The organism is Bradyrhizobium sp. CCBAU 11386, from assembly GCF_028128955.1.
Lineage (GTDB): Bacteria > Pseudomonadota > Alphaproteobacteria > Rhizobiales > Xanthobacteraceae > Bradyrhizobium.
On the sequence record NZ_LBKA01000245.1, the window covers coordinates 123,493 to 135,625 of the forward strand.

Sequence of the window (12,133 nt, forward strand, 5' to 3'; positions counted from 1 at the left end):
CAGGAAATCTTGCATGAACCAAGCAGCCAACGCCAATCTGTTTTCCCGTCTATTCGACGGCCTGGACGATCCCAAACGCCTCGCGATCGAGACGCATGACGGCGCCCGCATCAGCTATGGCGATCTGATTGCGCGGGCCGGGCAGATGGCGAACGTGCTGGTCGCGCGCGGCGTGAAGCCCGGCGACCGCGTCGCGGTGCAGGTCGAGAAATCGGTCGCGAACATCGTGCTCTATCTCGCCACTGTGCGGGCCGGCGCGGTCTATCTGCCGCTCAACACCGCCTATACGCTGAACGAGCTCGATTACTTCATCGGCGACGCCGAGCCGTCGCTGGTGGTCTGCGATCCCTCCAAGGCCGAGGGCCTCGTCCCGATCGCCGCCAAGGTGAAGGCTGGGGTCGAGACGCTCGGGCCTGACGGCAAGGGCTCGCTGACGGAAGCCGCCGACAAGGCGAGCAGCGACTTCGCGACCGTTCCGCGGGCGAGCGACGATCTCGCCGCGATCCTCTACACGTCGGGCACCACCGGCCGCTCCAAGGGCGCGATGCTCACCCACGACAATCTCGCGTCGAACTCGCTGAGCCTCGTCGGCTACTGGCGCTTCACCGACAAGGACGTGCTGATCCACGCGCTGCCGATCTACCATACGCACGGCCTGTTCGTGGCGACCAACGTGACGCTGTTTTCGCGGGCGTCGATGATCTTCCTGCCGAAGCTCGACCCGGACCTGATCATCAAGCTGATGGCGCGCGCCACCGTGCTGATGGGCGTGCCGACCTTCTACACCCGCCTCCTGCAAAATGCCGCGCTGTCGCGCGAGACCACCAAGCACATGCGGCTGTTCATTTCGGGCTCGGCGCCGCTGCTCGCCGAAACCCACCGCGAATGGTCGGCGCGCACCGGGCACGCGGTGCTTGAGCGCTACGGCATGACCGAGACCAACATGAACACGTCGAACCCCTATGACGGCGAGCGCGTGCCCGGCGCGGTCGGCTTTCCGCTGCCCGGCGTCTCCGTGCGCGTGACCGAGCCCGAGACGGGCAAGGAATTGCCGCGCGAAGAGATCGGCATGATCGAGGTGAAGGGCCCGAACGTCTTCAAGGGCTACTGGCGCATGCCGGAGAAGACCAGGGCCGAATTCCGGCCCGACGGCTTCTTCATCACCGGCGACCTCGGCAAGATCGACGGCAAGGGCTACATCCACATCCTCGGCCGCGGCAAGGATCTCGTCATCTCCGGCGGCTTCAACGTCTACCCGAAGGAAATCGAGAGCGAGATCGACGCGATGCCCGGCGTGATCGAGTCCGCCGTGATCGGCGTGCCGCATGCCGATTTCGGCGAGGGCGTCACGGCCGTGCTGGTCTGCAACAAGGGCGCCGAGGTCAGCGAGGCCTCGGTGCTGAAGGCGCTCGACGGGCGTCTGGCAAAATTCAAGATGCCCAAGCGCGTCTTCGTCGTCGACGAGCTACCGCGCAACACCATGGGCAAGGTGCAGAAGAACGTGCTGCGGAATACCTACAAGGATATTTACGCGAAGAAGTAGGCACGCTCGTCGCGACCGCGCTCTCGGCGCTGCTGCGATCAAGACGAGCCCGTCACCACACAACAGGCTGTCATGCCCCGGCTTGACCGGGGCATCCAGTACGCCGCGGCCTCTCGGCTCAATCACTGCTGTCTCTGGGATACTGGATCGCCCGCCTTCGCGGGCGATGACAGCGGAGTGGGTGGCACAGGCTTCGCCTCAAGCCATCACTGCCCGCCCACGAGGCTCATCACGAACCTGCTTCCAACAATAAACAGATAGCACCCGAACGCCGCTTCTAGCGTCCGCTTCGACATCGCATGCGCGGCTCTCACGCCGAGCGGCGCGGTGACGAGACTCATCGGCATCACCAGCACGGCGCCGATCGGCGAGACATAGCCGAGCGCGAACGGGATTTGCAGAGCTGCGACGGTCGGATAGGTCCCTGCTGCCGGCCAGCCGGCATAGACGTAGCCAATTGCGCCGGGGATCGAGATCAGCACGGCGAGTGCCGACGAGGTCGCCACCGCCTGATGAATTGGGCGGCCGTAAAAGGTCATCAGCAGGTTGGAGAACAGACCGCCACCGATGCCCATCAGCGTCGACAGGATGCCGACGCAGAAGCCGTAGATTCGCATCAACGGGCCGTTCGGCAGATCGTCGCCGAACTTCCAGGTCTCGCGCGCGAAGATGAGCCGCACGGCGGCCGACCAGGCGACGCAGACGGACACGATCTTGAACAGCCGCTCCGGCGCGTAGCGCGCGACCACGCTGCCGGCGGCGACGCCGATCACGATCGGCAGCCACCAGACGCGCAGGATCGCCATGTCGACGGCGCCGCGCTTGTAATGCGCCTGGAACGAACGAATCGAGGTCGGGATGATCACCGCGAGCGAGCTGCCGACGCAGAGCGGCATGCGCACCTCGAGCGGGACGCCGGCAACGCGAAAGCATTCGTAGAACACGGGCACGAGAATCGCGCCGCCGCCGATGCCGAACACACCGGCCAGGAATCCCGAGAGCGCGCCGGTTGCGATCAGGAGCAGCGCGAGTTCGACGATCTCCTTGATATCAAGTCCCGCCATCAGCACGTCCAAAGCCTGGCCTGCGAGCATGAACCTGCTCCGGCTCCGCTCCATGCGCTCTATCAGCCGTCTCGCCTGGGGTCGGCGAAGATTCGTGCATTTGGTCGAGCGATGGCGCGGGAGCGATCCCCTCGGCCGGTGATTCCTGCGGCGGGGTGGGATGCAGGCTGCGCATATCCACCTGTCATGCGAAAAATCGGTGCGCGTGGCGGAAATTGGACGTGGCTCGTCGGTCATGCGTGCCGGCTTGGGGCGTCATGAACTGACTGGTTCGAACCGTGGCTGGCCCGCGGCGGCCTAGAGCCGTTCCAATAGTAATTTCAATGCGCCTCGGCCGTCATCGCAAAGGATGAATATACATTCTATTCTTACCCGGCACACCATTGCTCTGGTATACCAAGCCCCTGATTGGCCTTGGTTCATCAACGCTGTAGCGCTGAACCACGGTTCGATTTATGGCGATTTGGTGATTGCGCAGGCCAAATCGACTCCGTAAATAGAGCCGACCTTTCGCGATCCCCGCGCGCCCCCTGCTGGGCCGCTACACAACATCAAAGCCCATGACCGCACGGATCGAACGACCGCTTTCACCACACATGCAAGTCTACCGCTGGACGTTGACGATGGCGATGTCCATCGTCCATCGCGCCACCGGTATCGCCCTCTATGCCGGAACCCTGCTGCTGGCCTGGTGGCTGATCGCGGCGGCCTCCGGCCCCGCCGCCTATTCCCATGTCCAGGCCTTCACCGGCAGCATCATCGGCCGGCTGATCGTGTTCGGCTACACCTGGGCGCTGATGCACCATATGCTGAGCGGCATCCGGCACTTCGTCTGGGACCTCGGCTACGGCTTCAAGGCCAATGAGCGCGAAGCGCTGACCTGGGGCGCGCTGATCGGCGGCATCGTGCTGACGGTGCTGATCTGGATCGTCGCCTACGCGATCGGAGGTGGACGATGAGCGCAACCGATACGCCGAAGCGCAGCATGCGCACCCCGCTTGGCCGCGTCCGCAATCTCGGCGCGGCGCATTCGGGCACGTCGGACTTCTGGCGGCAGCGCATCACCGGCGTGGCCATGACGCTGCTGATGATCCCGGTGATCGTGATCATCGTGATGCTGTTCGGCCGCAACCAGGCCTTCGTAGCGCAGACCATCGGCTCGCTGCCAATCGCCATCATCATGCTGCTCTTCATCTTCGCCAGCGCCTGGCACATGAAGATCGGCATGCAGGTGGTGATCGAGGACTACGTCCATAACGAGAAGCTGAAGCTCACCGCGATCATGCTCAACAACTTCTTCTCGATCGCCGTGGCGCTCGCCTCGACCTACGCGATCCTGAAACTTTCATCCGGAGTGTAACCCATGGCCAACGAGACGAATGGCAAGGGCAACGGCGCTCCCGCCACCAACGGAAAAGCCTATCCCATCGAAGACCACACCTATGACGTCGTCGTGGTCGGCGCCGGCGGCGCGGGCCTCCGCGCCGTGGTCGGCTGCAGCGAGGCGGGCCTGCGCACGGCCTGCATCACCAAGGTGTTTCCGACCCGCTCGCACACGGTCGCGGCGCAAGGCGGCATCTCCGCCTCGCTCGGCAACATGCACAAGGACGACTGGCGCTGGCACATGTACGACACCGTGAAGGGGTCGGACTGGCTGGGCGACCAGGACGCGATCGAATACATGGTGCGCAACGCGCCCGACGCGGTCTACGAGCTCGAGCATTGGGGCGTACCGTTCTCGCGCACCGAGGACGGCAAGATCTACCAGCGCCCGTTCGGCGGCATGACCACCGAGTTCGGCAAGAGCCAGGCGCAGCGCACCTGCGCCGCCGCCGACCGCACCGGCCACGCCATGCTGCACACGATGTACGGCCAGTCGCTGCGTCACGCGGCCGAGTTCTTCATCGAGTTCTTCGCCATCGACCTGATCATGGACGACCAGGGCACCTGCCGCGGCGTCATCGCGCTCAAGCTCGATGACGGCACGCTGCATCGCTTCCGCGCCCAGACCGTGATCCTCGCGACCGGCGGCTACGGCCGCGCCTACGCCTCCTGCACCTCGGCGCACACCTGCACCGGCGACGGCGGCGGCATGGTGCTGCGCGCCGGCCTGCCGATGCAGGACATGGAGTTCGTGCAGTTCCACCCGACCGGCATCTACGGCTCGGGCTGTCTCGTCACCGAGGGCGCGCGCGGCGAAGGCGGCTATCTCGTCAATTCCGAGGGCGAGCGCTTCATGGAGCGCTACGCGCCGTCGGCCAAGGACCTCGCCTCGCGCGACGTCGTCTCGCGCGCGATGACCATCGAGATCCGCGAAGGGCGCGGCGTCGGCAAGAAGAAGGACCACATCTTCCTTCATCTCGACCATCTCGATCCCGCGGTGCTGGCCGAGCGCCTGCCGGGTATCTCCGAATCCGCGAAGATCTTCGCCAATGTCGACGTGACGCGCGAGCCGATCCCGATCGTGCCGACCGTGCACTACAACATGGGCGGCATCCCGACGAACTATCACGGCGAAGTGCTGACCAAGAAGGACGGCGACGACAACGCCATCATCCCCGGCCTGATGGCGATCGGCGAAGCGGCCTGCGTCTCCGTGCACGGCGCCAACCGCCTCGGCTCCAACTCGCTGATCGACCTCGTGGTGTTCGGCCGCGCCGCCGCGCTGCGGCTGGCCGAGAAGCTCACGCCCAACGCCAAGCAGCCCGAGCTGCCGGCGAACTCCGCCGAGCTCGCGCTCGGCCGTCTCGACCATTACCGCTACGCCTCCGGCGGCACGCCGACCGCAAAGCTGCGCGAAGGCATGCAGCACGTGATGCAGAACAACTGCGCCGTGTTCCGCACCGGCGAGGTCCTGAGCGAAGGCCAGAACCTGATCGAGAAGGTCCACAGCGGCATCACCGACATCGCCGTGTCCGACCGCTCGCTGGTATGGAATTCGGACCTCGTCGAGACGCTGGAGTTCGACAATCTGATCTCGCAGGCGGTGGTGACGATGAACTCGGCCGCCAACCGCACCGAGAGCCGCGGCGCCCACGCCCGCGAGGATTTTTCCGAGCGCGACGACAAGAACTGGATGAAACACACGCTGGCCTGGCTGGACGATGCCGGCAAGGTCAAGATCGAGTACCGCCCGGTTCACGACTACACCATGACCAACGACGTGCAGTACATCCCGCCCAAAGCGCGCGTGTACTGATCGAACAGTAGCCGTCATTCCGGGGCGATGCACAGCATCGACCCCGGAATCTCGAGATTCCGGGTCTGGTCCTTCGAACCATCCCGGAATGACGAAAGGTTAGAGAAATGGTTGAATTCGCACTTCCGAAGAACTCCAAGATCACCGGCGGCAAGACCTGGCCGAAGCCCGCGGGCGCGACCGACGTTCGCGAATTCCGCGTCTATCGCTGGAATCCGGACGACGGCAAGAATCCGAGCGTCGACACCTATTACGTCGACACCAATGATTGCGGTCCGATGGTGCTGGACGGCCTGATCTGGATCAAGAACAACATCGACCCGTCGCTGACCTTCCGCCGCTCCTGCCGCGAAGGCGTCTGCGGCTCCTGCGCCATGAACATCGACGGCCAGAACACCCTCGCTTGCACCCGCTCGATGCACGACGTGAAGGACGGCGCGGTGAAGATCAATCCGCTGCCGCACCAGCCGGTGGTGAAGGATCTCGTTCCCGACCTCACCAATTTCTACGCGCAGTACGCCTCGGTCGAGCCGTGGCTGAAGACGACCTCGCCGACGCCGCAGAAGGAATGGCGCCAGAGCCACGAGGACCGCGAGAAGCTCGACGGCCTCTACGAGTGCATCCTCTGCGCCTGCTGCTCGACCTCGTGCCCGAGCTATTGGTGGAACAGCGATCGCTATCTCGGCCCCGCCGCGCTGCTCCAGGCCAACCGCTGGGTCTCCGATTCGCGCGATGAAGCGACCGGCGAGCGGCTCGACAATCTCGAGGACCCGTTCCGGCTCTACCGCTGCCACACCATCATGAACTGCGCCAAGGCCTGCCCGAAGGGCCTCAACCCGGCGGAAGCCATCGCCGAGCTCAAGCTCAAGATGGTCGAGCGGCAGATCTAGACGCCATTCTTGCTTCGATCCCCGGCCGAGATGGCCGGGGCCTGCTACGACCGGCGTCAAATTTAAGTCGATTTTTTCGCCACTCCGCGCCGCGGGCGATTTCCGGGGATTACAACCACCGGTTCCAGTCATAGCGGCTTCCTTCCCAGCGGGAAATTCAGTTAAGCTCAGGTCCAGGGACCGGAGCGACTGTGCAGGGCGCGCAACGCAATTCGCTGAAGCTGTTGCAGTGGATGATGGCGGCATCCCTGGCATTGCCGATTGCCCTGTTCGCGATCGCCGCCACGATCTCCTACACCTCGACGAAAGACATCGCCGACCGGGAGATCGAGCGCACGCTCGACGTCGCGCATGAGCATGCGCTCAAGGTGTTCGAGACGATCGACCGGAGTCTCGCCGAACTCAACGAGGTCGTGCGCGGCCTCCCCGACGGCCTCATCCGCACGCGCGAACCGGCACTGCACCGACGCCTGAAGCGGCTGGCCGATTCGCTGCCGCAGCTCAAATCGGCATGGATCTTCGATGCGGACGGCAAGGCACTGGTCAACAGCCTCGTCTCGCCGCCGCCGGAGCTGAGCTTTGCGGACCGCGACTACTTCTACGCCCATGTCGACCAGACCATCGGCACGTTCATCGGCACGCCCCTGACGCCGCGTCCGCCCTATCAGGGCGCCCGCTTCTTCGGGATGAGCCGCCGCCGCGACTCCGACGACGGCAGCTTCATCGGCGTGATCCAGGCCTCCGTCCTGCCGGAATATTTCGAGAGCTTTTACGCCAGGATCGGCTCCGATCCCGGCAGCTTCTTCGCGATGGGTCGCGCCGACGGCGTGGTGCTGGCGCATTTTCCGCGGCTCGACCGCGATATCCGGCTCGATCCCGGCGGACCGGTCGGCCAGAAGATCGCAGCCAACCCCGTGCACGGCCTCATCACCATCGCCTGGCCGTCGGACGGGATCGAGCGCCGGCTCGGCTACAGGCGCATCGCCGAGTACCCGATCTATGTCAGCGCGGGGCTCGAAACCTCGGCGATCCGCGCACGCTGGTTCGCCACCATGGGCCAGCATCTGGTGTTCGGCATTCCCGCAACCGCATTGCTGTTTCTGCTGCTCGCATTCGCCTTCCGGCGCACCCAGCATCTCCAGACGGAAGCTGCAAAACGGCGCGAGGCCGAGGAGGCGCTCAAGCACAGCCAGCGCCTGGAAGCGCTGGGACAGCTCACCGGCGGCGTTGCGCACGATTTCAACAATCTGCTGACCGTGATCCGCGCCTCCGTCGACCTCTTGAACCGGCCGCAACTGACGGAAGAACGGCGGCAGCGCTACATGACCGCGATCGCGGATGCGGTCGCGCGCGCCGCCAGGCTGACGTCGCAGCTCCTCGCCTTCGCGCGGCGCCAGACCCTGAAACCGGAGGTGTTCGACGTCGGCGAGCGGATGCAGTCGCTGCACGACATGCTCGCCACGCTGCTGGGACCCGCGATCGAGATCACGACGCGGCTGCCGGCGGAGCCGTGCCTCGTCAATGCCGATGCCAGCCAGTTCGAGACGGCGCTGATCAACATGGCGACCAATGCGCGCGATGCCATGCAGGGCAAGGGCCGGATCAGCTTCAAGGTAGAGGCGGCGACGACCGTTCCGGACACGCTGGCGCATCTTCCGGGCGCTCATATCCCGGGTAGCAATGGCTTCGTCAGCGTCGTCGTCAGCGATACCGGAATCGGCATTCCGGCCGCGCGACTCGGGCGCATATTCGAGCCGTTCTTCACCACCAAGCAGGTCGGCCACGGCACTGGTCTTGGCCTTTCCCAGGTGTTTGGCTTTGCCCGGCAATCCGGCGGCGAGGTGACGGTCACCAGCGAAGTCGGCCAGGGCAGCACCTTCTCGCTCTATCTGCCGCGCGTGCCGGCGGACCTGCTGCCGCAGCAGCAGGCGCCGAACACCGCACCGGCGCTGCCGGGCAGCGGCATGTCGGTGCTGGTGGTCGAGGACAATATCGAGCTCGCCAATTTCGCCGCCGATGGACTCACCGAGCTCGGCTACAGCATCACCCTGGTCGACAACGCCGCCGACGCGCTCGCCGAGCTGGTCGTGGACACGGATCGTTTCGACGTCGTGTTCTCGGATGTGGTCATGCCCGGCATGACCGGGCTCGAACTGGCGCGGGCGATCCGCGATCGCGGCATCGGCGTGCCGGTCGTGCTGACCACCGGCTACAGCGAGGCGCTGGCGCAGGAAGGCAGCCACGGTTTCGATCTCGTGCAAAAGCCCTATTCGATCGAGGAGCTGTCGCAGATCCTCCACAGAGCCGCGCGGGTGCGCGATGGCGCGGCCGAATAGCCCAGTCACGGAACCGCAGGGAACCGACTGATTTCCCTTGCATTGTCCGGCCATGCAGAAACCGGCCGGGAAGCGCGAACAGGGCAAGAAACCGCCCATCGTCGAAATCGAGGGCGAGACCGGCGAGGAAGTGGCTCCGCCGCCGCCCGAGGTGGTCGAACCCGATCCCGAGCTGTCACCTGAAGAGGCCGAGCAGGCGCGCAAGGATTATCTGCTGACCCGCTTCTGGATCAGCGCGCGCGGCTTCTGGGGCCGCAACGGCGATCGCCTGGCCTGGCCGTTCTCGATCGGCCTCGGCGTGCTGATCGTCCTCGCCGTCGGCTTCCAGTACGGCATCAATGTCTGGAATCGCGCGATCTTCGACGCCATCGAGCAGCGCGATGCGACCAGCGTATTTCATCTCACCGCGGTGTTCTTTCCGTTTGCGCTCGGCAGCATCGTGCTCGGCGTGGCGCAGGTGTTCGCCCGCATGGGCATCCAGCGGCGCTGGCGGGCATGGCCCTCCGGATCCTTGCGCCGCGCGGTCGCCTATCCCGGAGCCGAAGACGACTGGACCCTCGAAGAAATTGGAGAAGCCCTGCGCAAGGTCGGCCTCGACCATCTCAAGGAGAAGATCGAGGAAGAGGGCCCGTGGGACCAGACGCTGTCGGGCGGCGAGAAGCAGCGCCTCGCCTTCGCGCGGCTTTGCTGCACAGCCCCGACATCGTCGTCCTTGACGAGGCGACCTCGGCGCTCGACGAGAAGAGCCAGGACAAGATGATGAAGATGGTCACCGACGCGCTGCCGAAGGCGACCATCGTCAGCGTCGCGCACCGCGTCGAGCTGGAAGCCTTCCACAGCCGCAAGATCGTGCTGGAGCGTCGCAAGGGCGGCGCGAAACTCGTCAGCGACATCGACCTGATCCCGCGCAAGGGCAGGCGCAGGCCGCTCGGCCGCTTCCTGCGCCAGCGCAAGGCTCCGCCGAAAAAGGCGGCGTGAAGCACTCTCCGTCGTCCCGGACAAGCGCAGCGAAGCGGAGCGCCGATCCGGGACCCATACCCACAGGGAGAAATTTGGCGAAGACTCGGAGTGGGAGTTTGGCGTCACGACTCCTCCCTGGGGTTATGGGTCCCGGGCTCGCTTCGCGCCCCGGGACGACACCGGTGATCGAACGTTGGAGTCCCCGGCAAAACCGGCTATGCATGCGCCGCTTGCAACGAGGACCACCTGCTTGACGCCCGACAACGCCCCTTCGTCCGCGCCATTCGGCGCGTTTGCGCCGAATGCGGCGCAGGCCGCGATCATTCGCCTCGCGACGCAATCGGGGCTGAAGCGCGGCGCGTTCCGGCCCTGGCTGTCGCGGCTGGTCGATCTGCTGCGCGGCGGTCCGATCGACGTGCAGTATCAGGGCGCCTCGTTCCGCTTCTACCACCAGGGCAGCGCGACCGAGCGCGGCGCGCTGTTCAACCCTGACTACAATCTCGACGAGCTCGACTTCCTGCGCCAGCACACCCCGCTGGGCGGCGTGTTCGTGGACGTCGGCGCCAATGTCGGCACGTTTGCCCTGGTGATGGCGCGGCAGGTCGGGCCCGCGGGCAAGGTGATCGCGATCGAGCCGCATCCGCTGACCTTCGGACGTCTCTCCTTCAACCACGCCGCATCGAAGGCGACGCAGGTCCGCCTGGTGCAGGCCGCAGCAGGCGACAGCGACGGCGAGTTGATGATCGAGAGCGGCGGCGGCAATCTCGGCGCCACCCACGTCGTCACCGGCACGGCCAGCGCCGATGCGATCAAGGTCCCGTCGCTGCGGCTGACACGCATTCTCGACGAGGCCGGCGTCACGCAGGTTGATGCGCTCAAGATCGACGTCGAAGGCTTCGAGGACCGCGTGCTGATCGGCTTCTTCCGCGACGCGCCGCAGTCGCTGTGGCCACGCGCGGTGGTGATCGAGCATCTGTCACAAAAGGAATGGCAGCAGGATTGTATTGCCGACATGGTCTCGCGCGGCTTTGCGATCGCACGCAAGACACGAAGCAATACGTTCCTGTCACGCTGATGGGGACGAACAACGGAGGTTGCGATGATCGACCATTTGGGTTTCTCCGTCTCCGACTATGAACGCGCAAAAGCGTTCTATGCGAAGGCGCTGGCGCCGCTCGGCTACAGCCTGATCATGGAGGTCACGGCGGAGCAGACCGGCCACGATCCGGCCGCCGGCTTCGGCGCCGACGGCAAGCCGGATTTCTGGATTGGCGGCGAAGGCGCCATGAACAAGCCGGTGCATGTCGCGATCGCGGCCAAGGACCGCGCGACGGTCGACGCCTTTTACAAGGCGGCATTCGCGGCCGGTGGACGCGACAACGGGCCGCCCGGCATCCGCCCGCACTATCATCCGAATTATTACGGCGCCTTCGTGCGGGACCCCGACGGCCACAACATCGAGGCCGTCTGTCACGCGCCCGAATAGGCGCGCGTTCCGAGACGACGCGACAGGGAACATCGGCGCGGCATCATCGTTGTTGTTCTCTGGACAACCGAACTCGATGATGCCGATGCCGATCGAACCGCCCGAGATTCCACCGGCAACGCCGGGGACTCCCACCGAGCCGCCGCCTGGAATTCCGCCGGGCAATCCGCAGCCCGAAATCACGCCGCCGGTGCGCGAGCCCGGCGAATCACCGTGGCCCGATGAATTGCCGGGCCGCATGCCTGAAGAGATTCCATCGCCCGGGCCGAACGGACCGCTTGCTCCCAATCCTGCGACGGATGCAATGCCGCCGCGAGATCATAGATGAGGCGAACCATCACATCTGAGGCGATTGCAACCCACGCCTGAATGCGCAATGAACGTCGGCATAATGAAGTGATTTGCGTGCAGAAATAAATCGGGCGGCGCCCGCTTCGCCCGCCACAATGCGGCCTAACGCGTAGCTGTTCATCCCACCACTTCGTCAAAGAACCTTCCGGGGAAGTTCACCACTATGACCAATCTTCGTTTCGTGCTGCTTGCCACCACGGCTCTGACCGCGATGCAATTGGCAAACACCGCATCGCATGCGCAAAGCGCTTCGCCGCTCGTGATCGCGCAGGCCCAGCCTCAAGAGACGGGCCCTGACGGAAAA

10 protein-coding genes and 1 pseudogene are annotated in these 12,133 nt (G+C 65.1%); 10 read left to right on the top strand and 1 reads right to left on the bottom strand.

The window, feature by feature from the left end:
- Nucleotides 1-13 precede the first annotated feature (13 nt).
- Nucleotides 14-1,543, top strand: a complete 1,530-nt coding sequence (locus XI09_RS29475) for a malonate--CoA ligase (RefSeq protein WP_271569954.1) — start codon at nucleotides 14-16, stop codon at nucleotides 1,541-1,543.
- Between the two features lie 206 nt (nucleotides 1,544-1,749).
- Here XI09_RS29475 and XI09_RS29480 read toward each other — a convergent pair whose 3' ends face one another.
- On the bottom strand, nucleotides 1,750-2,610 hold the full coding sequence (locus tag XI09_RS29480) for a sulfite exporter TauE/SafE family protein (RefSeq protein ID WP_271569967.1): 861 nt from the start codon (nucleotides 2,608-2,610) through the stop codon (nucleotides 1,750-1,752).
- A gap of 557 nt (nucleotides 2,611-3,167) precedes the next feature.
- On the opposite strand from XI09_RS29480, the gene sdhC reads away from it, so the two are divergent.
- From sdhC to XI09_RS29525, 9 genes and pseudogenes are all read left to right on the top strand, one after another.
- Nucleotides 3,168-3,566 (top strand): succinate dehydrogenase, cytochrome b556 subunit, encoded by a 399-nt coding sequence (gene sdhC / locus XI09_RS29485; RefSeq protein WP_271569955.1) that lies wholly within the window; start codon nucleotides 3,168-3,170, stop codon nucleotides 3,564-3,566.
- Entirely contained in the window at nucleotides 3,563-3,967 is a 405-nt protein-coding gene (sdhD, locus tag XI09_RS29490; protein ID WP_271569956.1) for a succinate dehydrogenase, hydrophobic membrane anchor protein, read from the top strand. The genes sdhC and sdhD overlap by 4 nt, the downstream gene beginning before the upstream one ends.
- Nucleotides 3,968-3,970: 3 nt before the next feature.
- Entirely contained in the window at nucleotides 3,971-5,806 is a 1,836-nt protein-coding gene (sdhA, locus tag XI09_RS29495; protein ID WP_271569957.1) for a succinate dehydrogenase flavoprotein subunit, read from the top strand.
- A gap of 107 nt (nucleotides 5,807-5,913) precedes the next feature.
- Nucleotides 5,914-6,696: a succinate dehydrogenase iron-sulfur subunit gene (locus XI09_RS29500; RefSeq protein ID WP_011083346.1), complete on the top strand. Its 783-nt coding sequence runs from the start codon at nucleotides 5,914-5,916 to the stop codon at nucleotides 6,694-6,696.
- Between the two features lie 191 nt (nucleotides 6,697-6,887).
- Nucleotides 6,888-9,032 carry a hybrid sensor histidine kinase/response regulator gene (locus XI09_RS29505; protein ID WP_271569958.1) on the top strand — a complete coding sequence of 715 codons (2,145 nt, stop codon included), beginning with the start codon at nucleotides 6,888-6,890 and terminating at the stop codon, nucleotides 9,030-9,032.
- Between the two features lie 52 nt (nucleotides 9,033-9,084).
- Nucleotides 9,085-10,010, top strand: a pseudogene (locus XI09_RS29510) (ATP-binding cassette domain-containing protein).
- A 232-nt stretch (nucleotides 10,011-10,242) separates the two neighbouring features.
- Nucleotides 10,243-11,067, top strand: coding sequence for an FkbM family methyltransferase (locus XI09_RS29515; protein WP_271569959.1), 825 nt, complete (start codon nucleotides 10,243-10,245; stop codon nucleotides 11,065-11,067).
- A 24-nt stretch (nucleotides 11,068-11,091) separates the two neighbouring features.
- Entirely contained in the window at nucleotides 11,092-11,478 is a 387-nt protein-coding gene (locus XI09_RS29520; RefSeq protein WP_271569960.1) for a VOC family protein, read from the top strand.
- A gap of 85 nt (nucleotides 11,479-11,563) precedes the next feature.
- Entirely contained in the window at nucleotides 11,564-11,806 is a 243-nt protein-coding gene (locus XI09_RS29525) for a hypothetical protein (protein WP_271569961.1), read from the top strand.
- The last annotated feature ends 327 nt before the right edge of the window (nucleotides 11,807-12,133 follow it).